Raw genomic sequence first — 26460 nt, 5'->3', positions numbered from 1 at the left:
CCGCACCGGGAGGTCCGCTCCGTGTGTGGTCCCACCCAGTGTGAGGCCGGGCCCGTCAGGGCACTTGGGTCAACCAAGCCACACGTTCGTTCGAGAGGTATTTGTGTCGCCTGCTAGCTCGACCTCGAAAGCGTCAGATCTGCACGATCACGTCATCGCGCAACTGATCGAGCGTGGACGGTCCCAGGGTTACCTCGACGCCGACGACGTACGACGTACGTTCGAGGAGGCCGACATCCCCGTGTCGAAGGCCTCCAGCATTCTGCGGAGCCTCAGCAAGGAGGGTGTGACCGTCATGGTGAGCGCTGCCGACTCCGCGGCGCCCAAGCGTCCGCGCAAGCGCGCGACGCAGCCGGCACGCAGGCCCAAGACCGCCGCCGCCGCCAAGGAGCAGCCCGACACGGTGACCGCCGTCGTCGGCGACGACGCGCCGGAGGAGGCCGTCGCCGAGCCCCGCCCGGCGGCCCCCAAGCCCGCGCCGCCCAAGGGCAGGAAGGCCGCGCCCGCCAAGGGCGCCAAGGCCAAGGGCAAGAAGGCGGCGCCCGTCAAGAAGGCCGCGGCCCCGGCCGCCGCGCCGGCCGCCAAGGCCGCGCCGGCCAAGAAGGGCGACGCGCCGGAGGTCGACGACGAGGTCGACGTCGACGTCGACCTCGACGAGGACCTGACCGACCTCGACGTCGAGCTGGAGGACGACGCGGCCGCCGAGGTCGAGGAGCCCGAGGCCGAGGGGGACGAGGCGCCGGCCGCGCCCGCCGCCGCCAAGCCCGCGCCCGGCGCCAAGCCGGACACCCCGACCGAGGAGGAGGGCTTCACCCTCGGCGACGACGACGAGGACGCGCCCGCCCAGCAGATCGCGGCCGCCGGCGCCACCGCCGACCCGGTCAAGGACTACCTCAAGCAGATCGGCAAGGTCCCCCTGCTGAACGCCGAGCAGGAGGTGGAGCTCGCCAAGCGGATCGAGGCCGGGCTCTTCGCCGAGGAGCGGCTCGCCGTGTCCGGTCCCGCGATGTCCGAGGAGGACCTCGAGGACTTCGAGTGGATCGCCGAGGACGGCCGCCGCGCCAAGAACCACCTCCTGGAGGCCAACCTCCGCCTGGTGGTCTCGCTCGCCAAGCGCTACACCGGGCGCGGGATGCTGTTCCTGGACCTGATCCAGGAGGGCAACCTCGGCCTGATCCGCGCGGTCGAGAAGTTCGACTACACCAAGGGCTACAAGTTCTCCACGTACGCCACCTGGTGGATTCGGCAGGCGATCACCCGCGCTATGGCCGACCAGGCCCGCACCATCCGCATCCCGGTGCACATGGTCGAGGTCATCAACAAGCTGGCGCGGGTGCAGCGGCAGATGCTCCAGGACCTGGGCCGCGAGCCCACCCCGGAGGAGCTGGCCAAGGAGCTCGACATGACCCCGGAGAAGGTCGTCGAGGTCCAGAAGTACGGCCGCGAGCCCATCTCCCTGCACACGCCGCTCGGCGAGGACGGCGACAGCGAGTTCGGCGACCTCATCGAGGACTCCGAGGCGATCGTCCCGGCGGACGCGGTCAGCTTCACGCTGCTGCAGGAGCAGCTGCACTCCGTCCTGGACACGCTCAGCGAGCGTGAGGCGGGCGTGGTGTCGATGAGGTTCGGCCTCACCGACGGGCAGCCGAAGACGCTGGACGAGATCGGCAAGGTGTACGGGGTGACCCGCGAGCGCATCCGGCAGATCGAGTCCAAGACCATGTCGAAGCTGCGTCACCCGTCCCGTTCCCAGGTGCTGCGCGACTACCTGGACTGAGAACACGCGTGAGGCAGGGCCCCGCCTGGTGCGGGGCCCTGCTCCTATGCCGCGTTGTTCTTGCGCTGCGTTCTTCTTCCGCCGCGTTCTTGCGCCGCCCTGCGGGGCGTGTCGCGAGCGTCAGTCGTGGAGGACGATGTCGAGGTTCGTGCCGTTCAGCTCGGCGGTGTGGCCGAGGTCGGCCACGGCCTTCAGCAGCGCGTCCGGAGTGCGCGGCGACGCGCCCGCCTTGAGCAGGTCGTGCGCGATCCGCCCGCGGGTGGCCTTGGCCATGTGGCTGACGACGGTCCGCTTCGGGACGCCCCGGACGAGCCGTTCCCGGAACACCCGCACCGCGACGGCGGGCCGCGGCGCCTTCCACACCGACGCGTACGGGCCGGAGCGCATGTCGACGACCAGGTCGCCATCCTGGAGGGCCTCGTGCATCACCTGGCGCATCGCCGGGCGCCACAGCGCTCCCAGACGTCCCGCAGGCGGCAGGGACACCGCCATGGCCAGCCGGTAGGGCGGGACGCGGTCGGTGAGCCTCAGCGCGCCCCACAGGCCTGAGAAGACGATGATCTGCTCGGCGGCGGCCTCGGCGTCCAGGGCGGCGAGGTCGAGATTGTCGTAGAGGACGCCCGTGTAGAGCCGGGCCGCCGGCAGCGCGGGCGCCTCGGGCAGCGCCCTGTTGCGGGCGAGGGCCTCGTCCGCCTGCCCGGGGGAGAGGCCGAGCACGTCCGGTGCGTCGTCCCGCCGGCACACCTCGGCGAGGGCCGCGAGGACGCGCTCACGGACGGGCGTGAGGCCGGGGAAACTCAGCGAGGCCAGGTCGAGGGGCGGACCGTCCCCGCCAGTGGCCTTCTTCTCCGACGGCGGCAGCAGGATGTGCACGATTCCCCTCGAAAGCGGTGGCTGATGGAACAGCTCCTGGAGTTCGGCCGGCTCGTCGCCGAGGCGTGGCCCGCGCCGTTCAGCCAGGATATTGGCGGCTGGCTGCTCCGCCATGCGGAGGGCGTGACCAAGCGTGCCAACTCCGTCCTGCCCCTGGACGATCCAGGGGATCTGGAGCATGCCGTCGATCGGGCGGAGCGTTTCTACAGCGCGCTGGGGCTGCCGACCGTGTTCTCGATGGACGCCCATGCGAGGCCGGCGGGCCTCGACGCGTTCCTGGAGGCACGGGGCTACGAGATCGCCGATCCGACGCTCGCGATGGTGGCGGACGTTCCGGACGCCTCCGGACGCGCGGACGTGGAGATCGTGGACGAGCCGAGCAGGGAGTGGCTCGATCTCTGGTGGTCGGTGGACGGCCGCTACGCCCATCAGCTGCCGATGGCGGAGAAGATCCTCACCGGTGTGCCGGCCGGCTATGCGTCGCTGGACGGCGTGGCCGTCGGGCGCGGCGTCCCCCAGGGTGAGTGGCTCGGCGTCTACGCGATGGCCGTGGCCCCGGAGGCGCGCGGGCGTGGCCTGGGGCGGCGCGTCCTGCGAGCGCTCCTCGCCTGGGGACGCGAGCAGGGGTGCGAGCGGGCGTACCTGGTCGTGGTCGAACGGAACGCCCCGGCCCGGTCCATGTACGCGGCGGAGGGCTTCGTGCCCGCCGGGGGCTATCACTACCGCGTGAAGAATGTCACGGCCGGGTGAGACTCAGGCGTCCCTCGTGATCAGCATCACCTGAATCCCGATTTCCGCTACGTTAAGTGATTGTGTAATTACACTGCGGAGTGGGTGTCCATTTGGCTCTGCGGAGTGACGAAGGGGCGGAAATGTGAACGGCGGCCACCGTGTCCGGTGGCCGCCGTTCCGGGGCTCGTGCTATTTCGAGGGCTACCGCTCGTCGTCCACCGCGGTCGCCGGGGTTTCGTTGAGCCGATCGGTCTCGTCCTGAATGTCGGCCCCGTTGGCGCGGAGAGCCTCTGCGTACTTGCGCCCGTGGTGGGCGCAGAACAGAAGGTCGCCGCCGCCTACAAGGACTGCACGGACGTAGGCCTGAGCGCCGCAGCGGTCGCATCGGTCGGCGACGGTCAGCGGCTTGGTTGGGGCAAGGGCTCCAGTCACGGCACCTTCCTCATGCTCGGGGTCGGTACTTAGGACAACATCTAACCCGACGCTGGCGTTCCCAACCTGGTTCTTCGTACGCCCACAGCAGAATGGCCCAATAAGTGACCGAGGTCACATTAGACGGAGTCCCACCGGAACAGGCGCACGGCGATCAGCGCGCCGACGACGGCGACGCCGAGCAGAACGGCGATCTGCGGCAGCGCGGAGGTCGGCCCGAGGCCCCGTCCCATCACATTGAGCATGCCCTCGTTCAGGTACCGCAGCGGGAAGATGTACGACAGGGCCCTCATCCAGCCCGGTGATGCGTCCAGCGGGAAGAACGAGCCGCCGAGAAACGCCATCGGGAGCACCACGAGCTGCGTCACGCCCTGGGCCGTCTCCTGCGTCTTGGCCCACGCGCCGATCAGCATCCCGATCGACAGGAAGGCGAGCACCCCCGCGAGCACCATCGGGATCGCCATCCACCAGGCGCCGTTGAGCTGGAGCCCGAACACCGGCAGCTGGGCCACCAGCACGAACAGGGCGAACTGCACGAGGGCTATGACGAGGCTGACCGCGACCCGCGCGGCGAACACGGTGGGGATCGGCGCGGGAGAGAGCTGGAGCCGGCGCAGGATGCCCTTGGTCCGCCAGGACACGAGCGTCTGGGAGGCGCCGAAGACGCCCGCCGACGCCAGTGCCCAGCCGAGCAGGCTCGGCGTGAAGAACTGGATGGCCTTCAGGGAGTCGTCCTCCACCTGCCGGTCGGTCACGTGGTAGGCGGGCGGCTTGCCGCTGGCCGCGATGTTCGCCGACTGGACGATCGAGTTCATCAGCCCCCGCACCGTCCCGGACTTCACCTGGTCGGCCGCGGAGTAGTGGACGACCAGCTGGTCGCCGTGCTGCTCGACCACCGCGTCCGCGTCGCCCTTCTCGACGGTGCGCAGGGCGCCCGCGAGGTCGGACGACTTCTCCACCTGCATGACCTTGCCGATCTCGCCGGAGCCCCCCGCCACGGCCTGGTCGATGATCGACGCCTGGCCGACCTCCAGGATCTTCACCTTGGACGTCGTCTGGTTGCCGAAGACCCCGCCGAAGATGACCAGGAACATCAGGGGGAACAGCACGGTGAAGAACAGCGCCGACCGGTCGCGCCAGAAGCCCAGGAACATGGCCCTGGACAGGCTCTTGAAGCTGTCGTATGTGCTCACGCTCTGTACTCCCGTCCGGTGAGCTCCAGGAAGACGTCCTCGAGGGTGGCGCCGCGGATCTGGACGCCGTCCAGAGCGTCCTTCGCGGCCATGGCCGCGACGACGGCGGACGGGTCGCGGGTGGAGAGGGTCAGGGAGACGCCGTCGTCGTCCGCGCCGTCCACGCCCGGAAGCAGCCGCGCGTCCGCCAGCCGCAGGAGGCCGCTCGCGACGCTGATCCTGGCCGGTGCGTCCAGACCGCGCACCAGCACTGCCGGGGGACCGAGCTTGAGGATCCTTCCCGAGTCCATGATGGCGACGCGGTCGCAGAGGTTCTCCGCCTCGTCCATGTAATGCGTGGTCAGGACGATGGTGCGGCCTTCGGTGTTGATGGTCCGGAGCACGTCCCACAGGTTGCGGCGCGCCTGCGGGTCCAGCGCCGCGGTGGGCTCGTCCAGGAACACCAGCTCCGGGTCGTGGACGAGCGCGCACGCGATGGACAGGCGCTGCGCCTGGCCGCCCGACAGCTTCTCCACCCGGACGTCGGCCTTGTCGTCCAGGCCGACCAACTCCAGCATCGCGTCGGCCTTCTTGGCCGGGACGCCGTACAGGGAGCCGAACGTCCGCAACTGCTCCCGCGCCGTCAGCCGCTCGAAGAACGACGACGCCTGCAACTGGACGCCGATGCGGGGCAGCAGCTTCGCGTTCCGGGGCCACGGCGGCAGCCCCAGCACCCTCAGCTCCCCCTCGTCGGGTTCCCGCAGGCCCTCGATGATCTCCAATGTCGTCGTCTTGCCCGCGCCGTTCGGGCCGAGGATGCCGAAGAACTCGCCCTCCTCGACCGCGAACGTCACCCCGTCCACGGCCCGGACGTCCCCGTATCGCTTGCGGAGGCCCGTGACCTCGATCGTTTGCGCCATGCAGAGGACGGTAAGGACGAAACTTCTCCGAGCACACCCACCTAAAGGTGGACGTTCAGGTCTAGAAGTCGGAGTCCGGGTACGCTGGCGAACCGTCCGGGCCCGCCGCACGGACGTGCCCGAACGTCGGTGGCGGCGAGCCTTTCGGTGGATTGTCGGCAGGCGGGGGTACCCTTCTGCCGACCGTCCTACCCCCGAGGAGCACACGCACGTTGACCGCCGCCACCGCCGAAGTGCCAACCGAAGACCCGCACGGCTACTCCGCCCGGCACCTGTCGGTGCTGGAGGGGCTGGAGGCCGTGCGCAAGCGACCCGGCATGTACGTCGGGTCGACCGACAGCCGGGGCCTCGCACACTGCCTGTGGGAGATCGTCGACAACTGCGTCGACGAGGCCCTCGCCGGCCACTGCACCCACATCAGCGTGACCCTGCACGCCGACGGGTCCTTCGAGGTGGGCGACAACGGCCGCGGTATCCCGGTCGACCTGGAGCCCAAGACGGGCCTGCCCGGCGTCGAGCTGGTCATGACGCGGCTGCACGCGGGCGGCAAGTTCGGCGGGGTGTCCTACACCGCGTCCGGCGGCCTGCACGGCGTCGGCGCGTCCGTGGTCAACGCGCTCTCCGCCCGCCTCGACGTGGAGGTCGACCGCGACGGGCACACCCACGCGATCAGCTTCCGGCGCGGGCTGCCCGGCGAGTTCGCCGACGACGGGCGCCCCAACGCCCGGTTCAAGAAGAAGTCGGGCCTGCGGCAGATCCGCAAGGTCGCCAAGAAGGTCACCGGTACCCGTGTCCGCTTCTGGCCCGACCTGCAGATCTTCCTGAAGGACGTCACGGTCGAGCAGTCCCTCGTCCTCGACCGGATGCGCCAGACCGCGTTCCTCATCCCCGGCCTCACCATCGACGTCCGCGACGAGCGCGGCGAGGAGGTCGTCGACGAGAGGTTCCGGTTCGACGGCGGCATCGGCGAGTTCTGCACCTACCTCGCCAAGGACACCGCGATCGTCGACGTGCTGCGGCTCCAGGGGCGCGGCCACTTCACCGAGACCGTTCCGGTCCTGGACGACCAGGGCCACCTGACGCCGACCGACGTCGAGCGCGACCTCGAGGTCGACATCGCGCTGCGCTGGGGCAACGGCTACGACACGATCACCAAGTCGTTCGTCAACGTGATCGCCACCCCGAAGGGCGGCACCCACGTGCGCGGCTTCGACCGCGCGGTCCTGCGGGTCGTCAACGAGCAGCTCCGCGCGACGAAGCTGCTGAAGAACGGCGACGAGGACGTCATCAAGGAGGACGTCCTGGAGGGCCTCACCGCCGTGGTGACGGTCCGCCTGCCCGAGCCGCAGTTCGAGGGCCAGACCAAGGAGGTCCTCGGCACCTCCGCGGCGACCCGCATCGTCTCCCAGGTCGTGATGCGGGAGCTGCGGGCGATCTTCGAGAACCCGTCGCGCGGCCAGAAGCAGCAGCTCAGGGCGGTTCTGGAGAAGGTCGTCGGCGCGGCCAAGACCCGCATCGCCGCCCGCACCCAGCGCGACAACCAGCGCCGCAAGAACGCCCTGGAGAACTCCGCCCTCCCGGCCAAGCTCGTCGACTGCCGCACCGCCGACGACCGCAGCGAGCTTTTCATCGTCGAGGGCGACTCGGCGCTCGGCACCGCCAAACTCGCCCGCAACTCCGAGTTCCAGGCGCTGCTGCCGATCCGCGGCAAGATCCTCAACGTGCAGAAGGCGTCCGTCGCCGACATGCTGAAGAACGCCGAGTGCGCCGCGATCATCCAGGTGCTCGGCGCCGGCTCGGGGCGGACGTTCGACATCGACGCCGCCCGCTACGGGCGCGTGGTGATCCTCGCCGACGCCGACGTCGACGGCGCCCACATCCGCACCCTGCTCCTCACGCTCTTCTACCGCTACATGCGGCCCATGCTGGAGGCCGGCCGGATCTTCTCCGCCGTCCCGCCGCTGCACCGCATCGAGCTGATCAAGCCGAAGAAGGGCCAGGACAAGTACATCTACACCTACTCCGACGCCGAGCTGCGGCAGCGCCTCGTCGAGCTGGAGCGCAAGGGCCAGCGCTGGAAGGAGCCGATCCAGCGCTACAAGGGCCTCGGTGAGATGGACGCCGACCAGCTGGCCGAGACGACCCTCGACCCGCGGCACCGGGTGCTCCGGCGCGTCCGCATCGAGGACGCCGAGGAGGCGGGCAAGGTGTTCGACCTGCTGATGGGCAGCGAGGTCGCGCCGCGCCGCGCGTTCATCACCGCGGGCGCCACCGAGCTGGACGCGGAGCGCATCGACACCTGAGCGCGGGGCGCGGCGTCCACCCTGCGGTGGAGAACCGGAAGTACAGCCGCGCGCCGATCCGCGCGGAGCGCGGGTGTCCTACCGTCTTGGGCATGAACACGCTGGACAACGTGCTCCCGGCCCCCGGCGGAGCCGCCTCGGTTAGCGTCGTGGCGTGAAGTGCGAGGCGAACACGATCGAGCGGCTGACCCGCGCGCTCGTCGTCTGCGTTCTGGTGATGTGGGGCGTCTACGCCTACGTCCGCGGCCTGATCCACGAGGAGCCCGCGCCGGCGCTGCACGGGGCGGGGCTCGCCATCGCGACCCTCAACGTCATCATGTTCTCGCTGCTGGGGACGGGCATCTGGGTCGTACGGCGCGACAGCGCCCGCTGGCGGACGATCGGCATCGGCCTGCTGCTCGGGGCGATGGGGGCGGCGATGGCGCTGTACGCGCTCGCGCCCCACGCCGGCGGCGGCTTCTTCTTCTGCATGGCGGGGCTCTGGGTGCTGCTGATGCGGCTGCCGCTGCCCTGGGGCCTCGCGGTCAGCGGCCTGACCATCGCCTCGATCGGCGTGCTGGGGGAGGCGTTCCGGTCCGGCGGCGCCGATCTCGGCCTCATGTCGGCGTTCGTGGGCCTCACGCTGGGCGCCGTCGCGAGCCGCCAGGGCGTCGCCGCGCAGGAGGCCACCCGGCGCGCCGAGGCCGCCAGCGCGGTGCTCGCCGAACGGTCCCACCTCGCACGGGAGATCCACGACATCCTCGCCCATTCGCTGTCGGCGCAGATCGTCCATCTGGAAGGGGCGAGGCTGCTGCTCGCGCGGGACGGCGACCGCGTCCAGGCCCTGGACCGGGTGGAGCGCGCGCGGAACCTCGCCCGCACCGGTCTGGACGAGACACGGCGGGCCCTCGCGACCCTCCGGGGCGAGGTGCCGGAGCCCAAGGAGGTCATCGCGGAGCTCGCCGAGGAGTTCTACGCCAGCACGGGCCGTCCCTGCGACGTCGAGGTGACCGGGCAGCCGCGCGAGCTGACGCCCCAGGCGGGGCTGGCGGTCGTCCGCACCGCGCAGGAGGCGCTCACCAACGTCCGCAAGCACGCGCCCGGCGCGCGCGCACATGTCACGCTGCGCTACCTCGCCGACAAGGTCGAGCTCGAAGTGACCGACAGCGGCGGGACGGAGGCCGTGGTGCAGCTCGGCGGTGGCGGCTACGGCCTGGTGGGGATGCGGGAGCGCGCCGAGCTGATCGATGGCACCCTGGTCACCGGACCGGAGGGCACGGGGTTCCGCGTGTCCCTCCGGGTGCCGGCGTGACGGGAGACGGAGCGGTGAGCGACAAGACGAGGATCCTGGTCGTGGATGACCAGACCGTGGTGCGCGAGGGCCTGGTCCTCCTGCTGGAGCTGCTGCCCGGCATCGAGGTGGCCGGCGCGTGCGGCGACGGGGAGCAGGCGATCGCCATGGTCGAGGAGATGCGTCCCGACGTCGTCCTCATGGACCTGCGGATGCCGCGCGTGGACGGCGTGGAGGCGACCCGCCGCATCAAGGAGGCGCACCCGGACGTCGGGATCGTCGTCCTCACCACCTACGCCGACGACGAGTCGATCTTCGCGGCGCTGCGCGCCGGAGCCCGCGGCTACCTGACCAAGGACGCCGACGCCGACGAGATCGCGCGCGCCGTCACCGCCGTCCGCGGGGGAGCGTCCCAGCTCGACCCGGCGGTCCAGCGGCGCCTGGTCGAGGCGGTCGCCACCGGCGAGAGCCCCCGCCGGGCCGCCCGCGGCGAGCTGCCGGACGGCCTGACCCGCCGCGAGGCGGAGGTGCTCACCCTGATCGCGCAGGGGCGCTCCAACGCCGAGATCGCCGGTGACCTGTTCATCTCCGAGGCGACGGTGAAGACCCACATCAACAACCTGTTCGCCAAGGCGAACCTCCGCGACCGCGCGCAGGCCGTCACCTACGCCTTCCGGCACGGCCTCACCGGCTGATCATCGGTCAGCGTCCGGCAAGGACCGGGTCAAGGTGCGGGCGCCCGCGCCCGCGCGGCTCCAGCATGAGGACGTGCTCAGAACCCTCATGATCGCGGAGTACCTGCGCCCGTACGCGCAATGGCGGATCAACCGCCCGGACCCCTGCGACGGCGGCCGCAACGCCCGCGCCGCGATCGGCCTGATCGACGCGGCCGCCTACGTGAGCCGGCTGGACGACAGCGAACGCGTCATCGTCCGCATGGCCATCGCCGGATGCTTCGCCCTCGGCCGCTTCAACCCGGGCGCCGAGGGCGAGAACCTCATCCGCTTCTGGCACTACGACGACGCCACAGGCAGCCCGGCCGACCTCCTCGAAGCGCTGGCCGACTGCGCCGAGCGCGGTCTGCGGCATCCGGTGCCGCAGCCCCGCAAGGGCCGGAAAACGGTGGCGTGACTCGCCCGCCGTGATTCAGGCCGCGTCATCGGTTCAGGCCGCGTGATCACGCCGGGCCGTTGCCCGGCTTCCACTTGATGCCGCAGCCGATGCTCGGCGTGTGCGGTTCGGGGACGTCCTCCCCGGCCAGCACCAGATCGAGCGCGGCCCGGAGCGAGGCGCCGTCCACCTCGACCTGGTTGCCGGGCCGGGCACCGTCGAACTCGCCCCGGTACGCGAGCGTGCGCTCCCGGCCGTAGAGGAAGAAGTCGGGCGTGCAGGCGGCCCGGAACGCCTTCGCCGCCTCCTGCGACGCGTCCACGAGGTAGGGGAACCGGAACCCGGCGCGCTCGGCCTGCTCGCGCAGATGATCGGCGTCGTCGTCGGGGTAGTTCGCGACGTCGTTGCTGCACACGGCGACGGTGGCCAGCCCCCTCTCGGCGTACTCCGTGGTGACTGCGCCCAGGCCGGCCTCGATCCGCCGCACGTACGGGCAGTGGTTCGACAGGAAGACGACCAGCAGGGCGGACGCGTCCGCGAAGTCGTCGGCCGCCACGACCTCCCCGCCGACGGACGGGAGCTTGAACGCGGGCACGGGTGAACCGAGGGGAACCATGAAGGATGCGATCGCCATGAGGCCATCCAACACCCGTAGATCGGTAAGCAACCGCTTGCTAGGCTTCGCGCATGCCGACCCAGGAGCACATGAAGCAGGTCCTCCAGACCTACATCGACGCCTTCAACGCCGGTGACGCCGCGGCCATATCCGGCCTGTACGCCGAGGACGCCGTCATCGAGGACCCGGTCGGCAACCCGCCGATGTCCGGCCGCGCCGCGATCGAGGAGTTCTACACGAATGCCATCGCCGGCGGTGCCAAGCTCAGCCTGGACGGCCCCATCCGCGGCTCCCACGGCGACCGCGCCGCGATGGCCTTCACCATCGACATCCCCGGCATGCGGATCCGCGCCATCGACGTCATGACCTTCGGCGCCGACGGCAAGATCGTCCGGATGGACGCCCACTGGGGCCCGGACGACATCGCGAAGACCTGATCGGCACCTCCCGGCCCCATGGCAGGGTGGGGAGGTGCCCGTGCTCTATGTCATCGCCTGCGGCGGCCGTCCCGCCGCGGACCTCCCCGCGTTCGTCGAAGGGCTCCGCTCGGACGGCTGGACGGTGTGCGTCGTCTCCACCCCGTCCGGCCTGAAGTTCCTGGACGCCGCGCGGCTCGCCGGCATCACCGGCCGCCCCGTCCGGTCCGACTACAAGCGGCCGGAGGAGCCCGACGTCCTGCCGCCCGCCGACGCGATGGCGGTCGCGCCCGCCACGTTCAACACCGTCAACAAGTGGGCCCACGGGACCAGCGACACCCTCGCGCTCGGCCTCCTCAACGAGGCCGTCGGCCTGGGCCTGCCCATCGTCGCGGCGCCCTGGCCCAACGCGGCCCTGGCCCGCCACCCGGTCTTCGGGCGCAGCATCGCCGAACTCCGCGCCTGGGGCGTCACCGTCCTGCTGGACCCGTCCTGGCTGCCGGCGCCGGACTCGGAGGGCGGGACCGCGGGCACGTTCCCCTGGGCGCGGCTCCGCGACGTCCTGTCCGAGACCTTGACCCGCCTCGGACCCGCCTCCGCGTGAGGTTTCCCGCGCCTCGGCGCCTCCGACGTCCTGATCGACGTCTTCGGCGAGGAACTCGGCACGCACGCCCGCATCGCGCTCTACCAGCCCGACCTGCCGGGTGAGGCCCCGGTCGCCGCCGAGCTGACCCTCCACCTCCACGACGCCTCACGCTGAGTCAAGGCCCCGGAGCGGTGTCCGGGGCCTTGACGGGTCACTCGTCGGGGGTCTCCTCGTCAGGGGGCGGGGCGCCGATCGGGCCGCTGATGGCGGTCAGGGGCTTGTCCAGTCTCTCGCCGGACCCGTCCCGGCGGCCCATGGCGACGTTCAGCATCGCCGGTTTGCCGTTGGCGGCCCCGGCGCGCAGCGGAGTCGGCGCCGCCCAGGCCTGGATCAGCACGTCCTCGCCCTTGAGGAAGCGGTGGGCGCGGACGCCGCCGGTGGCGCGGCCCTTGGACGGGAAGTCGGCGAAGTCGGCCAGCTTGATCGCGCCGGTCTGGGTGCCGGGCAGGGCCGAGGACGAGCCGGAGACCGTGATGACGCGGGCCTCGCGGGACGGGTCGAGGGCGCCGAACCACAGCACGCTCGCGTCCGCGCCCAGCTTGATGCCCGCCATGCCGCCGGCGGCCCGGCCCTGCGGGCGGACGAGGGACGCGGCGAAGTGCAGCAGCTGGGCGTCGGTGGTGATGAAGACGACGTGCTGCTCCTCGGAGAGCAGCTGGACGGCGCCGACGACGCGGTCGCCCTCCTTGAGGCCGATCACCTCGAACTCGTCGCGGTTGGCGGGGAAGTCCGGGACGACGCGTTTGACCACGCCCTGCGCGGTGCCGAGCGCCAGCCCGCCGCCCTCCTCGCCGACGGCGGCGATGCCGACGACCGTCTCGTCCGGTTCGAGGTCGACGTACTCGGTGACCGGTGCCCCGCCCGCCAGGGACGGGGGCGTGGCCGAGGGCGGCAGCGTCGGCAGGTCGAGGACGTCGACGCGGATCATCCGGCCCAGCGACGTCACCGCGCCGACCTGGCCGCGCGCCGTGGACGGGACGACCGACGTCAGCACGTCGTGCGCCGCGCGGGGGCCGCTGTCGGGCAGCGGGCCGGCGTCGTGGGTGCGGGCCATGAGCCCGGTCGACGACAGCAGCACCGTGCACGGGTCGTCCGCGACCTCCAGGGGGACCGCCGCGGCGGCGGTGTGGCCCGAGGATTCGAGGAGGATCGTCCGGCGCGGGGTGGAGAACTCCTTGGCGACGTCGCCCAGCTCCTTCGAGACGACCCCGCGGAGCTTGCGCTCCGACTCCAGGATCGCGGTCAGCTTGGCGATCTCCTTGGCGAGCTGCTCCTTCTCCTTCTCCAGCTCCAGGCGGTCGTAGCGGGTCAGCCGGCGGAGCGGGGTGTCCAGGATGTACTGCGACTGGATCTCCGACAGCTCGAAGATCTGCATGAGGCGCTGCTTGGCCTGGGCGGCGTCGTCGCTCTGCCGGATGACCTGGATGACCTCGTCGATGTTGAGCAGGGCGACGAGCAGGCCGTCCACCAGGTGGAGGCGGTCCTCGCGCTTCTTGCGCCGGAACATCGAGCGCCGGCGGACGACCTCGATGCGGTGGTCGACGTAGACCTGGAGCATGTCGCGCAGGCCGAGGGTGCGGGGCTGGCCGTCGACCAGGGCGACGTTGTTGATGCCGAACGTCTCCTCCATCGGCGTGAGCCGGTAGAGGTCGGCCAGCACCGCCTCGGGGTTGAAGCCGTTCTTGATCTCGATGACCAGGCGGAGGCCGACGTTGCGGTCGGTGAGGTCCTTCAGGTCGGAGATGCCCTGGATCTTCTTGGCGTTGACCAGTTCCTTGATCTTCGCCTTGACGCGCTCGGGCCCGACCGCGTACGGCAGCTCGCTGACGATGATGCCCTTGCGGCGGGGCGTGACGCTCTCGATGGTGACCGTGGCGCGGGTGCGGAACGTGCCCCGGCCGTTCGCGTAGGCGTCGCGGATGCCGTCCAGGCCGACGATCTTGCCGCCGGTGGGCAGGTCGGGGCCGGGGACGAAGCGCATCAGGTCGTCCAGGCCGGCCTCGGGGTTGTCGATCAGGTGCCGGGCCGCGGCGATGACCTCGCCGAGGTTGTGCGGCGCCATGTTGGTGGCCATCCCGACCGCGATCCCGGACGCGCCGTTGACCAGCAGGTTCGGGAACGCGGCGGGCAGCACCTCCGGCTCCTGCTCCTGCCCGTCGTAGTTCGGGCGGAAGTCGACGGTGTCCTCGTCGATGGACTGGACCAGCAGCATCGCCTCGCGGGACATCCGGGCCTCGGTGTACCGCATGGCGGCGGGCAGGTCGTCGCCGCCGAGCGAGCCGAAGTTGCCGTGCCCGTCCACGAGCGGCATCCGCATCGCCCAGGGCTGCGCCATCCGCACCATCGCGTCGTAGATGGCGCTGTCGCCGTGCGGGTGCAGCTTGCCCATGACCTCGCCGACGACGCGGGCGCACTTGACGTGCCCGCGGTCGGGGCGCAGCCCCATCTCGTTCATCGAGTACAGGATGCGGCGCTGGACGGGCTTCATGCCGTCGCGTGCGTCGGGCAGCGCCCGCTGGTAGATCACCGAGTAGGCGTACTCGAGGAAGCTGCCGCGCATCTCGTCGGAGACATCGACGTCGACGATGTTCTCTTCGAAGTCCGGCGGCGGTGGAGGGGCTTGGGATCCGCGTCGTGCCATGCCCCACATTGTGGCCGGTCCCGGGGACATCTTGGGCCCCGCCCCACCGGTGTGGCGCCCGGCCCGGCGGATCGATCCCGTTTCGTCACCTGCGCGGACCTGGCAGATTGAGCACCGACGGTTTCGGTTTTTCCGGTGGAGGTTTCCTTGAGCGGCCTGGCCGACTTCCAGAACTCGATCTATCTGCAGGGACTCGGGGACGTCCGGCCCGCGCTGCCCACGGACCTGACGAAGCTGGAGGGCCTCGCGGAGCGGTCCCTGTCGGCGCGAGCGTTCGGCTACGTGGCGGGGGCCGCGGGGAGCGAGGCGACCGCGCGGGCGAACCGGGCCGCGTTCGACCGGTGGCGGATCGTCCCGCGCATGCTGCGGGACGTCGCCGAGCGCGACCTGTCGGTGACCGTGCTCGGGACCGCGATGCCGTCCCCGGTCCTGCTCGCCCCTATCGGCGTGCAGTCGATCCTCCATCCGGACGGCGAACTGGCCGTCGCGCGGGCCGCCGCCGCCGAAGGGCTGACCATGGTGCTGAGCACGGCGGCCTCGTACAACATCGAGGACGTTGCGGAGGCGAACGCCGACGGGTCGCGCTGGTACCAGCTCTACTGGCCGAAGGACCGAGAGCTCGCCATCAGCTTCCTGGAGCGGGCCAAGGCGGCCGGGTACACGGCCCTCGTCGTCACGCTCGACACGTTCACGATGGCGTGGCGCCCGCGCGACCTGGACCAGGCCTACCTGCCGTTCCTGAAGGGGAACGGCGTCGCGAACTACTTCAGCGACCCGGTCTTCCAGAAGGCCGTCGGCGGGCCCGTCACCGGCGCCAACCGGGACACCGCGCTCCTGCACTGGGTCGCCAACTTCGGGAACCCCAGCCTGACCTGGGACGACCTGATCTTCCTGCGGGAGCACTGGGACGGCCCGATCGCCCTCAAGGGCATCCAGCACCCCGACGACGCCCGCCAGGCCGTGGACGCCGGAATGGACGGCGTCATCGTCTCCAACCACGGCGGGCGGCAGGTGGACGGGGCGGTCGGCTCGCTCGACGCGCTGCCCGGCGTGGTCGACGCCGTCCGCGACCAGGCGACCGTCCTGTTCGACAGCGGGATCCGGACGGGATCGGACATCGCCAAGGCCCTCGCGCTGGGCGCCAAGGCCGTCCTGGTCGCGCGCCCGTACGCGTACGGGCTGGCGCTGGGCGGCCAGGCGGGCGTCCAGCACGTCCTGCGCTGCCTCCAGGCCGAGCTGGAGCTGACCATGGCCCTGTCCGGCGTCAAGCGGCCGGACGACCTGAACCCGGACATTCTCGTGCGCGCCTGAACTTACGCGCCCGCGATGCGGGTAGGGAGACGCGCATGCGCTGGCCTGATCACGCCATCTGGTGGCACGCCTACCCGCTCGGGTTCACCGGCGCCGAACGCGAGGCCCTGCCGGGCGACGCCTCCCCGGCGCCGCGGCTGGCACGGCTCGAAGGCTGGCTCGACCACCTCGTCGGGCTCGGCTGCAACGGGCTCGCGCTCGGTCCGGTGTTCGCGTCCGAGACGCACGGCTACGACACCGTCGACCACTACCGTGTCGATCCACGGCTCGGCAGCGAGGACGACCTGCGAAGGCTCATCGACGCGGCGTCCCAGAGGGGCGTCCGGGTCCTGCTCGACGGCGTCTTCAACCATGTCGGACGCGGTTTCAGGCCCTTCGCCGATGTGGCGGCCCAGGGCGAGGCGTCCCCGTACAGGAAGTGGTTCCACCCGGACCTGCGCACGTTCGAGGGCCACGACCGTCTCGTCACGCTCGACCACGGGGAGCCCGAGGTCGCCGACTACGTCACCGGCGTCATGACCCACTGGCTGGAGCGCGGCATAGACGGCTGGCGCCTGGACGCCGCTTACGCCGTCCCGCCGGCCTTCTGGCGGACGGTCACGGACCGCGTCCGCGCGCGCTTCCCCGAAGCCTGGCTCGTCGGCGAGGTCATCCACGGCGACTACGCGAGCTTCGTCGACCAGACCGGCGTCGACTCGGTCACCCAGTACGAGCTGTGGAAGGCCGTCTGGAGCTCCCTGAACGACGGCAACCTCTACGAACTGGCCCATGCACTCGACCGCCACAACGGGATGCTGGCCTCGTTCGTCCCGCAGACGTTCGTGGGCAACCACGACGTGACCCGCATCGCCAGCCGCGTATCCGAACGTCACCTGCCCCACGCGCTCGTGATCCTGCTGACCGTGGGAGGCGTCCCGTCCATCTACGCCGGGGACGAGTTCGCCTTCGAGGGCATCAAGGAAGAACGCGAAGGCGGAGACGACGCCATACGGCCGGCCTTCCCGGACCGTCCCGCCGAAACCCCCGGCCATGGGGGCGCGCACCACCGCCTCCACCAGGAGCTGATCGGTCTGAGGCGCCGCCATCCATGGCTCGTCCGCGCACGGACCACGGTGGCCACCTTGACCAACACGGCCCTCTCCTACACCGTGGGTCACGGAGCAGAGCGGCTCGCGGTCGTCCTCAACCTCGGCGACGAACCCGCGGGGGTCGATCTGCCCGCCGCCGACTGGACGTGCATCGCCGGCGAAGCCTCCTTCACCAAGGACGGCGCCGCCATCCCGCCCACCGGGTGGGCGATAGCCGAACCATGACATTTGTCAGTGGCCACCCCTGAATTCCTCACGATCGCCTTCTGACGCCTGTGACTGCACGTCCGCACCGGCCACCGGACAGCATGGACGCCATGAAGGCACCCGTGATCGAGGTACGCGACCTGGACCTGAACGAGGCCGTCCGCAACGTCTCGTTCACGGTGGCGCGGGGAGAGGTCTACGCGCTGCTGGGCCGCTACGGCTCGGGGAAGACGACGCTCCTGGAAATCCTCGCGGGACTACGGTGCCCGACAAGGGGAACCGTGCGGCTCCGCGGCGTGGACCCTTACACCGATCGCGACGCCGCCCGCGCCGGGACCGTCTGGCACGACGGCGGCCTGTTCCCCGGGCTGACCGTCGCCGAGGTCGTCGACACCTGGCGGCGCTGGACGCTCGACCCGCTCACCCGCGACGAGGCCCTCCGGCTGGCGCGCCTCACGCACCTCGCCGACGTCCCCTTCGAACGCCTGACCGCGGGGCAGCGGCGCATGCTCGACCTGGCCCTCGCCCTCATCGGACGGTCGGACGTGCTGTTCCTCGACGAACCCACCGCCGGCCTCGACGCCGCCGCCGCGCGCGAAGTGTGGTCCGTCCTGCTGACGCTGGCCGCGCACGGCGTCACCGCGGTGGTCGCGACCCGCGACCCCGACGAGGCGTGCCGCGCCGACCGGGTCGGCGTCCTGGACGAGGGACGCCTCGTCACCGGCCGGGACGCCGCCCGCCTCCGGGCCGCCTGAGCGCCGCGCCCGGTCCCCGTGCCGCGCGCATACGCTGGGCGCGTGCAGCCCAGGATCCCGCGCCCCACCGCCATCGCCGCGATCATCGTGGGGATGACGGCGTTCACGCTGGCCGGGTTCCTGCTGCCCGCGCTCTGGTACGAGATCGCACACCGGAGGGACCCGGGGCTCCTGATCATCGCCCTCACCGGGACCGGCGCCGTCTTCGCCCTCTACGCCCGGCTCCTGTGGCAGAACCTGATGCGCCGCACCGCCCCCGCGCACCGGGTCGGCCTCGCCGCGATCGGCGCGATCTGCTGGGCGCTGCCGCCGCTGCTCGGCACCGGCCAGGGCTGGGGCAACGCGCTCCTCGTCCCCGCCGGGCTGATCGCCGTCGTCCTCCCGCTGCGCGAGGCGGTCGCCGTGACGGCCGCGGCGACCGTCCTGACCCCCGTGTACGGGGTGTTCCTGGGTCTTCCGGCCCTCGCCGTGCTGTACGAGGTGACGGGCGTGCCCCTCGCCGCCTTCTCCGGATACGTCACCGTCTGGCTGTTCCACGTCGTCCAGGAACTCCGCGAGGCGCGCGCCGAGCTGGCCCGCTCCGCGGTGGGGGAGGAACGGCTCCGCTTCGCCCGCGACCTGCACGACGTCCTCGGCCACAGCCTCCAGGCCGTCGCGCTGCGCGCCGAGGTCGCCGAGCGGTTCGTGGAACGCGACGACGGGCGCGTCCGCAAGGAGCTGACCGAGATCCAGACCATGGCCCGGGACGCCGTCCGCGACGTCCGGGAGGTCGTCCGCGGCTACCGCACCACGTCCCTGCGCACCGAGCTGGACGGCATGTCGGCCGTCCTGCGCGCCGCCGGCATCCGCTGCGAACGCCCCGAGGTGTCGCCGTCGCTGCCCGCCCACGTCCACGAGCCGCTCGGCTGGGTGGCCCGCGAGGCCGCCACCAACGTCCTGCGGCACTCCAGCGCCACCTGGTGCGAGATCACCGTCCGCACCGGCCGGGACGGCGTCCGGCTGGAGATCGTCAACGACGGCGCCGCGCGCCGCGCGTCCGCCGGCGGCACCGGCCTGGCGGGCCTCGGCGAACGCCTCGCCGCCGCCGGCGGCGAGTTCGCGGCCGGTCCCGCGGGCGACGGGACGTTCCGGGTGACCGCCGCCGTCCCCGCGAAGGGAGACGCATGATCCGCGTGCTGCTGGCCGACGACCACCTGCTGATCAGGGAGGCGCTCGTCCTGCTGCTGGAGACCGAGGACGGCATCGAGGTCGCCGCCGACGTCGGCCGCGGCGACGAGGCCGTCGAACGCGCCCTCGCCCTCAAGCCCGACGTCGCCGTCCTCGACATCGACATGCCCGGCCTCGACGGCCTCGCCGCCGCCGAGCGCCTCGCCCGCGACCTGCCCGGCTGCCGCCTGGTGATCGTCACCGCGCACGGCCGCCCCGGCAACCTGCGCCGCGCCATGTCCGCCGGCGTCCGCGGCTTCCTCGGCAAGGACGCCCCCGGCCGGCGCCTCGCCGAGGTCATCCGGCAGGTCGCCGCCGGCGCCCGCTACATCGACCCCCAGCTGGCCGCCGACGCCCTCGCCGCCGAGGAGTGCCCCCTCACCCCGCGCGAACTCGACACCCTCCGCGCCGCCGCCGACGGCGCCCCCGTCTCCCGCATCGCGCGCACCCTCGGCCTCTCCGAGGGCACCGTCCGCAACTACCTCTCGGCCGCCGTCACCAAACTCGGCGCCGACAACCGCCACACCGCCGCCCGAACCGCCCGCGAGTTCGGCTGGTTTTAGCCTTCTCTCCTCCTTCGGGCCTGGCGGCCCTGCTGTGTTTATTGCAGCGCCCTCCTCCTTCGGGCCTGGCGGCCCTCCATCGTCGGGCACTGCGGGCGATCGCTGCATCGCTCCGGCTCGCCTTGCGGCTCGCTGCGCGATCAGGGTCTCGCTTCGCTGGCCCCTGCCTTCGGACGCGATCGCGGCCGTTGGGGTTGTTGCGTGGTTGCGGTGCCGGCTGAGGTCAGCGGGGTGGCGGGTGCAGGCAGTCCCGCAGGTGCGGGTGATTCGATCGCTTCGGCTCGCCTTGCGGCTCGCTGCGCGATCAGGTTCTCGCTTTGCTTGCCCCTGCCTTCGGACGCGATCGCGGCCGTTGGGGTTGTTGCGTGGTTGCGGTGCCGGCTGAGGTCAGCGGGGTGGCGGGTGCAGGCAGTCCCGCACGTGCGGGTGATTCGATCGCTCCGGCTCGCCTTGCGGCTCGCTGCGCGATCAGGGTCTCGCTTCGCTTGCCCCTGCCTTCGGACGCGATCGCAGGCGTTGAGGTCGTTGCGTGGTTGCGGCGGTGGCTGGGGCTGTTGTTCAGCGGCGGGCTAGGACTAGGGAGCCTCGTTTGGTTACGGGGAGGGGGGTGTTGAGCTGGGTGGCGGCCTCGGCCGCCTGGGGGCGGGGGACGTGGCGGGCTATGAGGTAGTCGCGGACGGCGGCCGGGTCGGGGAGGGTGAGCAGCGGGGCGTCCCAGCGCTCCACCTCGACCTCGCCGAAGACCTCGCAGACGCGGGCCGGGGCGTCCTCGGCGTCGAACGTGGTCGGCTCGGGGCGCCAGACGGGGGCCAGTTCGGGGCTGTCGGTGCGGCAGATCGCGGTGACCAGCAGCAGCCCGCCCGGGGCGAGGACGCGGCGGGCCTCGCGGAGCGCGCCGCGCGGATCGTCCAGGTGGTAGAGCATGTTGAGAGCCACGGCGGCGTCGAACGTGCCGTCCCGGAACGGCAGGCGCAGCGCGTCCGCCTGGACGCGCGGGGACGGGTGGGTCCGCAGCAGGACGCCGGACGCGTCCAGGCCCACGAGCCGGAACGGCGGCGGGTGGGGGAGCGCGCCGGCGAGGGCGCCCTCCCCGCAGCCGATGTCCAGGACGCGGGACGCGCCCGAGTGCAGCAGCTTCGAGGCGATGTGGTCGTGCAGGCTCCGCGCCCCGATCAGGTACTTCCTGGTGACCCTGGTGGCCAGGCGGAAGCGCTCCGGGTCGGAGTCGTAGTCGGGTGTGAGGGCCATGCGGTGAGTCTGCCCGATGAACCGCCCCGGAAGCGTGTCAGGCGGTGACGCCGCCGTCGACGACGAGGTCGTGCCCGACCACGTGGGACGCGGCGTCCGACGCCAGCCACAGGATCGTCTCCGCCACCTCCGAGGTGTCCGCCACGCGGCCGGACGGGGCCGACGCGCGCATCCGCTCCGCCCGGCCGGCCAGGGTCTCCCCGGGCCGGAGCGACATTGGCGTGTCGCTGGCTCCCGGGCTGACGGCGTTGATGCGGACGCCGTCGGCGATGTGGTCGAGGGCGGCCGTGCGCGTCAGGACGCCGACGCCCGCCTTGGACGCCGCGTACGCCGCCAGCCCGGGGCGGCGCCCGTGCGAACCGATGTTGGACGAGACGTTGACGATCGTCCCGCCGCCGTGGGCGCGCATGTAGGCGACCTCGTGCTTCAGCGAGAGGAACGTGCCGGTCAGGTTGGTCGCGAGGACGGCGTCCCAGGCGGCGGGGTCGATGTCGGCGACGGGACCGGCGCCGGCGAGGATCCCTGCGTTGTTGACCGCGACGTGCAGGGCGCCGTGGCGTGCGGCGACCGTCTCGACCATCCGGGCGGTGGAGGCGGGGTCGGTCACGTCCGCGACGACGTGGTCGGCGTGATCGGGGCCGATCTCCTTGACGGCCTCGGCGAGGGTGGTCGCGTCGCGTCCGGCGAGGACGACCGTGGCGCCCTCGCGGGCGAACGCCCGAGCGGTGGCGCGGCCGATGCCGCCCGCGCCGCCGGTGATGAGGACGACCGCGTCCCTGAATCGCATGGTGGGCTCCCAATACTGGATCGATCGTTCTTGAATGAGGGCCGGAAAGAGCCCCGCCGGAGCGGCGGCGGGACGTTCAGTCGAAGAGGGCGATGGCCTGGTGGGTCGCGTCCCGGAGGCGGTTGTCGTCGGCCGGTGCGCGCCCGAGGACGCGCATGCCCTGGAAGAGGACGAGCAGCAGGCGGGCCAGCGCCCGGGGGTCCTTGCCGGGAGGCAGCTCTCCCTGGGCCCGCGCGCGCATCAGGGCGGAGGTGAGCGACGCCTCCAGGAAACTCCAGCTCGCCTCGACGAGGCGTGCGGCGTCGGCGTCGTGCGCGGCCAGTTCGACGGCCGTGTTCACGACGAGGCAGCCGCGCCGCGGACGGTCGCGCCCGGATTCCTCGGCGAAGCGCTCGATCAGCTCCCGCACCGCCGGCAGCACGGGACCGGGGCGCGACAGCGCCTCGGCGATCTGCGGGTCCGTGAGCTGGAGGTAGCGTTCGAGGGCCTTCAAGTACAGCTCGTGCTTGCCGCCGAACGTCGCGTACAGGCTGGCGCGGGCGACGCCGAGGTGGGCCACGAGGTCGGCCATGGACGTCGCCTCGTACCCGCGCTCCCAGAACAGCTCCAGGGCCCGCTGCAGCACCGCATCCGGGTCGAACTCCTTCGTCCGTGCCATGGCACGGACCTTAGACCGTTCCAGAACGAACGGTCAAATATCGGCCTTGGGGTGCGCCGCGACGAACGGGCGGTCGAGGTCGAGGGCGTCCAGGACGGACCCGTCGGCGGCCAGCGCCTCGACGACCGGGCCGCGGCGGGCGCCCCACACCACCACGACGTGCCCGTGCTCCGGGACGTCCAGGATCCGCTTGCCCACCCGGACCCGCACGACCTCCGCCGAGGCCCGCAGCCGCGCCTCGTTCACCCACTTGGCGCCCCACGGCAGCAGCCGGTTGGAGTTGCGGACCGTCCGGCCGGAGCCGTACTTCAGCAGATGGCGCCCCATCTCGCCCGACGAGCGCCGTGCCAGCGGCTCGGCGGGGGCCGACCCGCCGGCGCCGCCCAGCTCCCGCCACTCGCCGTCGCGGCGATGGAACGTCCAGCCCTCGATGAACGCGGACGCGGCGTCCCCCCACTGGTGCAGGAACGTGACGACGGCGACGTCGCCGTCCATGTCGAGCCCGAGCGGAAGGAAGTCCCGGCCCTCCTCGAAGGCGGCGGGAGCGGGGACGGGGAGGCCGTCCCTGAGGAGCCGCATGCACTCCTCGTGCACCTCGTGGTCGTTCATCTGGGGGACCTCTGATCATGCAGGCAGGGCAAAGGGCCCTCTCGCGAGAGGGCCCCCACGTGGCACTCACTCTAGAGGTCCGGCTCGTCTGGTTTCACCCGTCTGAGGTACTCCCGTCAAGGCTTTGCCATCCGGACTTCATCCTCTGGACGATCTTGTGCTCACCCGCGCGGCCAGGGCACTCGCCGCCGGGGAACGGAGAGCGATCGGTGTCACACCGGATGGATTTGCGGTCAGCGGCGTAGAGCCGGTTAACTGCTGACATGCCTTCCGTACGCCCGTGCCGCGAGCACCGCCCGCCCATGCCGCGGGCCATGCGGCGTACGTGTTGCCGGCGAATGTGTGACCGCTGAGGGCCCCTGCCTGAGCCTCGCGCCCCGAAGCGAGCCCGTCCCGACACCCGAGTCACGCATGAGCATCGAACGCCATCTGCTGGGCCACGCGCCGTACCCGCCCGGTCTCTCCTGAGCGCCCCGCGCCGCCCGGCCCCGTCCTGATCCACGCCGCCCGTCCGGTGGCCCCCGTTCCGCATGGGTGATTCCCTGTGATTCAGATCGAAAAACTGCGTAAGGTCCACCGCGACCGAGGCCGCGAGGTGACCGCCGTCGACGGCGTCGACCTGGCCGTCGCCGAGGGCGAGGTCTTCGGCGTGCTCGGCCGCAGCGGCGCCGGCAAGAGCACCCTGCTGCGCTGCGTCAACCTCCTGGAACGTCCGGACGAGGGCCGCATCGTGGTCGACGGCCGGGACCTGCTGGCCCTGCGCGGCGGGGAGCTGCGCAGGGCACGCCAGGGGATCGGCATGATCCACCAGCACTTCGGCCTGCTCGGCAGCCGGACGGTCGCCGGGAACGTCGCGTTCCCGCTGGAGGTCATGGGCGTCCCGCGCGCGGAGCGGGCGCGCCGGGTCGCCGAGCTGCTCGACCTCGTCGGGCTGACCGAGCACGCCAGGGCCCATCCGGCGCAGATCTCCGGCGGGCAGAAGCAGCGCGTCGGCATCGCCCGCGCGCTGGCCGGACGCCCCAAGGTGCTGCTGTCGGACGAGGCGACGTCCGCGCTCGACCCGGAGACGACCGCGTCGATCCTGGAGCTGCTGCGCGACCTCAACCGGCGCCTCGGCCTCACCGTCCTGCTGATCACCCACGAGATGGACGTGGTCAAGCGCATCTGCGACTCGGCCGCGGTCATGCGGGACGGCAGGCTCACCGAGTCGGGACCCGTCCGCGGGCTGCTCGCCCGGCCCGGCTCCGAGCTCGCCCGCGGCCTGTTCCCGCTGCCGCCGGCCGAGCCCCGCGACGGCACGACCGTCATCGAGGTCACGTTCACCGGCGAGGCGACCGGGGAGCCGGTCGTGTCGGCGCTGGCCCGCAAGTACTCGGTCGACGTCAACATCCTCGGCGGCGCCGTGGAGAGCGTCGACGGCGAGCGCGTCGGCCGGCTCCAGCTCGAACTGCCCGGCGACCCGTCGCTCAACGCCGCCCAGCTCGCGTTCCTGCGCGAGTCCGGACTGGCCGTGGAGCTGAAGAACCCCCCACAGGAGGACGCCCGATGAGCTGGGACGAGGTCATGCCGCTGCTGTGGCCGGCGACCGTGGACACCCTCTACATGACCGGCGTCGCGACGCTGCTCACCGCCGCCTTCGGGCTGCTGCTCGGCGTGCTGCTGGTGGTGACCGAGCGCGGCGGCCTGCTGCCCGCCCCGCCGCTCAACGCGGTGCTCGGCGTGGTCGTCAACGTCGGCCGCTCACTGCCGTTCCTGATCCTGATGGTGGCGATCATCCCGTTCACCCGGATCGTCGTCGGCACCAGCATCGGCAACGCCGCCGCGATCGTCCCGCTGACCGTGGGCGCCATCCCGTTCTACGCCCGGCTCGTCGAGATCGCGCTGCGCGAGGTCGACCCGGGCGTGCTCGCCGCGGCGGACGCGATGGGCGCCACCCGCCGGGAGATCGTCGGCAAGGTCATGCTGCGCGAGGCGCGGCCCGGCCTGGTGTCCGGCCTGACCGTCACCGTCATCGCGCTGATCGGCTACACGGCCATGGCCGGGACGGTCGGCGGCGGCGGGCTCGGCAACCTCGCCGTCGTCTACGGCTACGAGCGCTTCGAGACCAAGGTCATGGTCGCGACCGTGGCGCTGCTGATCGTCCTGGTCCTGCTCATCCAGGCCGCGGGGGACCTCGTCGCCCGCCGCCTCACCCACAGGTAACGCACAGAAGGGCACTCCTCGTGCTTCGCAAGATCACCACCGCGCTGGCCTCCGCCCTGCTCCTCGCGGGCCTGACCGCCTGCGGCTCGTCGTCGGCGTCGGACGACCCGGACGCCCCGCTGAAGGTCGCGGTCAACCCCGTCCCGCACGGCGACATCCTCACCTACGTGAAGGACGATCTCGCGGGCAAGGCCGGCCTCGAACTCGACATCGTGACCTTCAACGACTACCAGCAGCCGAACACGGCGCTGAAGGAGAAGCAGGTCACCGCCAACTACTTCCAGCACGTGCCGTTCATGGAGGAGTTCGAGAAGAAGGCCGGGACGAACCTGGCGTTCGTCGCGCCCGTCCACCTGGAACCGCTCGGCGTGTACTCCAAGAAGGTGAAGGACCTGCGGGCCGTCCCGCAGGGCGCGACCGTGGCGGTCCCGAACGACCCCGCCAACGAGGGGCGCTCGCTGAAGCTGCTCGCCGACAACGGCCTGCTCACCCTCAAGCCGGGCGCGCGCGCGAGTGCGACCGAGCGGGACATCGCGAGCAACCCCAAGGGCCTGAAGTTCAAGCCCCTGAAGGCCGCGCAGCTGCCCCGCTCGCTGGAGGACGTCGACCTGTCGGTGATCAACGGCAACTACGCCATCGAGGCCGGGCTGGCGCCGAACAAGGACGCGCTCGTCGCGGAGAAGGCCGAGGGCAACCCGTACGCCAACGGGATCGTCACGCTGCCGGAGAACAAGGACGACCCGCGCGTGAAGAAGCTCGTCCAACTGCTCCAGGGGCCGGAGGTCAGGAAGTACGTCGAGGACAAGTACAAGGGGTCGGTGCTGATCGCGTCCTGAGCCGGTGATCCCTTCCGCGCGGAAAGCGGCGCCGGATGTCCGCCCGTCCTGATAGGACATGTGCCGACGATCTCGCGAAAGG

General features: G+C 71.7%; 26 protein-coding genes. 16 read left to right on the top strand and 10 right to left on the bottom strand.

The window, feature by feature from the left end; all coding sequences use genetic code 11:
• Positions 1-103: 103 nt before the first annotated feature.
• Positions 104-1777, top strand: coding sequence for an RNA polymerase sigma factor (locus BM339_RS40970; RefSeq protein ID WP_075024343.1), 1674 nt, complete (start codon positions 104-106; stop codon positions 1775-1777).
• Positions 1778-1897: 120 nt separating this feature from the next.
• On the opposite strand, the gene BM339_RS40965 is transcribed toward BM339_RS40970, so the two are convergent.
• Complete coding sequence (locus tag BM339_RS40965) at positions 1898-2650, bottom strand: YaaA family protein (RefSeq protein ID WP_021594735.1); 753 nt, start codon at positions 2648-2650, stop codon at positions 1898-1900.
• Between the two features lie 24 nt (positions 2651-2674).
• Here BM339_RS40965 and BM339_RS40960 point away from each other — a divergent pair, with 24 nt between their 5' ends.
• On the top strand, positions 2675-3400 hold the full coding sequence (locus BM339_RS40960; RefSeq protein WP_075024342.1) for a GNAT family N-acetyltransferase: 726 nt from the start codon (positions 2675-2677) through the stop codon (positions 3398-3400).
• 183 nt (positions 3401-3583) lie between these two features.
• On the opposite strand, the gene BM339_RS40955 is transcribed toward BM339_RS40960, so the two are convergent.
• The 3 genes from BM339_RS40955 to BM339_RS40945 form a co-directional block, all read right to left on the bottom strand.
• Positions 3584-3814: a DUF7455 domain-containing protein gene (locus tag BM339_RS40955; RefSeq protein WP_021594737.1), complete on the bottom strand. Its 231-nt coding sequence runs from the start codon at positions 3812-3814 to the stop codon at positions 3584-3586.
• Between the two features lie 119 nt (positions 3815-3933).
• Positions 3934-5007 (bottom strand): ABC transporter permease, encoded by a 1074-nt coding sequence (locus tag BM339_RS40950; protein ID WP_083598456.1) that lies wholly within the window; start codon positions 5005-5007, stop codon positions 3934-3936.
• Positions 5004-5906, bottom strand: a complete 903-nt coding sequence (locus BM339_RS40945) for an ABC transporter ATP-binding protein (protein WP_021594739.1) — start codon at positions 5904-5906, stop codon at positions 5004-5006. The genes BM339_RS40950 and BM339_RS40945 overlap by 4 nt, the downstream gene beginning before the upstream one ends.
• 212 nt (positions 5907-6118) lie before the next feature.
• On the opposite strand from BM339_RS40945, the gene BM339_RS40940 reads away from it, so the two are divergent.
• From BM339_RS40940 to BM339_RS40925, 4 genes are all read left to right on the top strand, one after another.
• Positions 6119-8209 (top strand): DNA gyrase/topoisomerase IV subunit B, encoded by a 2091-nt coding sequence (locus BM339_RS40940; RefSeq protein ID WP_075024341.1) that lies wholly within the window; start codon positions 6119-6121, stop codon positions 8207-8209.
• A 154-nt stretch (positions 8210-8363) separates the two neighbouring features.
• Entirely contained in the window at positions 8364-9500 is a 1137-nt protein-coding gene (locus tag BM339_RS40935) for a sensor histidine kinase (protein WP_218163893.1), read from the top strand.
• Positions 9501-9514: 14 nt separating this feature from the next.
• Entirely contained in the window at positions 9515-10174 is a 660-nt protein-coding gene (locus BM339_RS40930; protein ID WP_021594742.1) for a response regulator, read from the top strand.
• 73 nt (positions 10175-10247) lie between these two features.
• Positions 10248-10610, top strand: coding sequence for a hypothetical protein (locus tag BM339_RS40925; RefSeq protein ID WP_143118800.1), 363 nt, complete (start codon positions 10248-10250; stop codon positions 10608-10610).
• Between the two features lie 46 nt (positions 10611-10656).
• Here the strand turns inward: BM339_RS40925 and BM339_RS40920 are convergent, their stop codons facing one another.
• Positions 10657-11223, bottom strand: coding sequence for a thioredoxin family protein (locus BM339_RS40920; protein WP_075024339.1), 567 nt, complete (start codon positions 11221-11223; stop codon positions 10657-10659).
• Positions 11224-11276: 53 nt separating this feature from the next.
• Here BM339_RS40920 and BM339_RS40915 point away from each other — a divergent pair, with 53 nt between their 5' ends.
• Together BM339_RS40915 and BM339_RS40910 are read left to right on the top strand one after the other, a co-directional pair.
• A complete protein-coding gene (locus BM339_RS40915; RefSeq protein ID WP_021594745.1) occupies positions 11277-11642 on the top strand; it encodes a nuclear transport factor 2 family protein in 366 nt (121 codons plus the stop codon).
• Positions 11643-11676: 34 nt separating this feature from the next.
• On the top strand, positions 11677-12225 hold the full coding sequence (locus BM339_RS40910) for a flavoprotein (RefSeq protein ID WP_075024338.1): 549 nt from the start codon (positions 11677-11679) through the stop codon (positions 12223-12225).
• 193 nt (positions 12226-12418) lie between these two features.
• On the opposite strand, the gene BM339_RS40905 is transcribed toward BM339_RS40910, so the two are convergent.
• Complete coding sequence (locus BM339_RS40905) at positions 12419-14908, bottom strand: DNA gyrase/topoisomerase IV subunit A (RefSeq protein ID WP_075024337.1); 2490 nt, start codon at positions 14906-14908, stop codon at positions 12419-12421.
• A gap of 147 nt (positions 14909-15055) precedes the next feature.
• Between BM339_RS40905 and BM339_RS40900 the strand changes: the two genes are divergently transcribed.
• From BM339_RS40900 to BM339_RS40880, 5 genes are all read left to right on the top strand, one after another.
• Positions 15056-16219 (top strand): lactate 2-monooxygenase, encoded by a 1164-nt coding sequence (locus BM339_RS40900; protein WP_075024336.1) that lies wholly within the window; start codon positions 15056-15058, stop codon positions 16217-16219.
• Positions 16220-16254: 35 nt separating this feature from the next.
• Positions 16255-17532, top strand: a complete 1278-nt coding sequence (locus BM339_RS40895; RefSeq protein WP_075024335.1) for an alpha-amylase family glycosyl hydrolase — start codon at positions 16255-16257, stop codon at positions 17530-17532.
• 92 nt (positions 17533-17624) lie between these two features.
• Positions 17625-18269 carry an ABC transporter ATP-binding protein gene (locus tag BM339_RS40890; protein ID WP_021594750.1) on the top strand — a complete coding sequence of 215 codons (645 nt, stop codon included), beginning with the start codon at positions 17625-17627 and terminating at the stop codon, positions 18267-18269.
• Positions 18270-18311: 42 nt separating this feature from the next.
• A complete protein-coding gene (locus BM339_RS40885) occupies positions 18312-19436 on the top strand; it encodes a sensor histidine kinase (protein WP_075024334.1) in 1125 nt (374 codons plus the stop codon).
• Positions 19433-20038 carry a response regulator transcription factor gene (locus tag BM339_RS40880; RefSeq protein WP_021595642.1) on the top strand — a complete coding sequence of 202 codons (606 nt, stop codon included), beginning with the start codon at positions 19433-19435 and terminating at the stop codon, positions 20036-20038. The genes BM339_RS40885 and BM339_RS40880 overlap by 4 nt, the downstream gene beginning before the upstream one ends.
• 558 nt (positions 20039-20596) lie before the next feature.
• Here BM339_RS40880 and BM339_RS40875 read toward each other — a convergent pair.
• The 4 genes from BM339_RS40875 to BM339_RS40860 all read right to left on the bottom strand — a co-directional run bounded on the left by BM339_RS40875 (position 20597) and on the right by BM339_RS40860 (position 23340).
• Complete coding sequence (locus BM339_RS40875; protein ID WP_021595641.1) at positions 20597-21286, bottom strand: class I SAM-dependent methyltransferase; 690 nt, start codon at positions 21284-21286, stop codon at positions 20597-20599.
• 37 nt (positions 21287-21323) lie between these two features.
• On the bottom strand, positions 21324-22073 hold the full coding sequence (locus BM339_RS40870; protein WP_075024333.1) for an SDR family NAD(P)-dependent oxidoreductase: 750 nt from the start codon (positions 22071-22073) through the stop codon (positions 21324-21326).
• 76 nt (positions 22074-22149) lie between these two features.
• Positions 22150-22731, bottom strand: coding sequence for a TetR/AcrR family transcriptional regulator (locus tag BM339_RS40865; protein ID WP_075024332.1), 582 nt, complete (start codon positions 22729-22731; stop codon positions 22150-22152).
• Between the two features lie 33 nt (positions 22732-22764).
• The gene (locus tag BM339_RS40860; RefSeq protein WP_021595638.1) at positions 22765-23340 is read right to left on the bottom strand and encodes a hypothetical protein; all 576 of its coding nucleotides are present in this window, start codon (positions 23338-23340) and stop codon (positions 22765-22767) included.
• Positions 23341-23884: 544 nt separating this feature from the next.
• Between BM339_RS40860 and BM339_RS40855 the strand changes: the two genes are divergently transcribed.
• The 3 genes from BM339_RS40855 to BM339_RS40845 are packed head-to-tail and all read left to right on the top strand — an operon-like array spanning position 23885 to position 26378.
• A complete protein-coding gene (locus BM339_RS40855) occupies positions 23885-24889 on the top strand; it encodes a methionine ABC transporter ATP-binding protein (protein ID WP_075024331.1) in 1005 nt (334 codons plus the stop codon).
• Positions 24886-25542: a methionine ABC transporter permease gene (locus BM339_RS40850; protein ID WP_075024330.1), complete on the top strand. Its 657-nt coding sequence runs from the start codon at positions 24886-24888 to the stop codon at positions 25540-25542. Before BM339_RS40855 ends, BM339_RS40850 begins: the two co-directional genes overlap by 4 nt.
• A 20-nt stretch (positions 25543-25562) precedes the next feature.
• Positions 25563-26378 (top strand): MetQ/NlpA family ABC transporter substrate-binding protein, encoded by an 816-nt coding sequence (locus BM339_RS40845; RefSeq protein ID WP_075024329.1) that lies wholly within the window; start codon positions 25563-25565, stop codon positions 26376-26378.
• Positions 26379-26460 lie beyond the last annotated feature (82 nt).

Source organism: Actinomadura madurae, from assembly GCF_900115095.1.
In the GTDB taxonomy this organism is placed as follows: Bacteria; Actinomycetota; Actinomycetes; order Streptosporangiales; family Streptosporangiaceae; genus Spirillospora; species Spirillospora madurae.
This window is presented reverse-complemented; position numbering and strand designations above follow the sequence as displayed.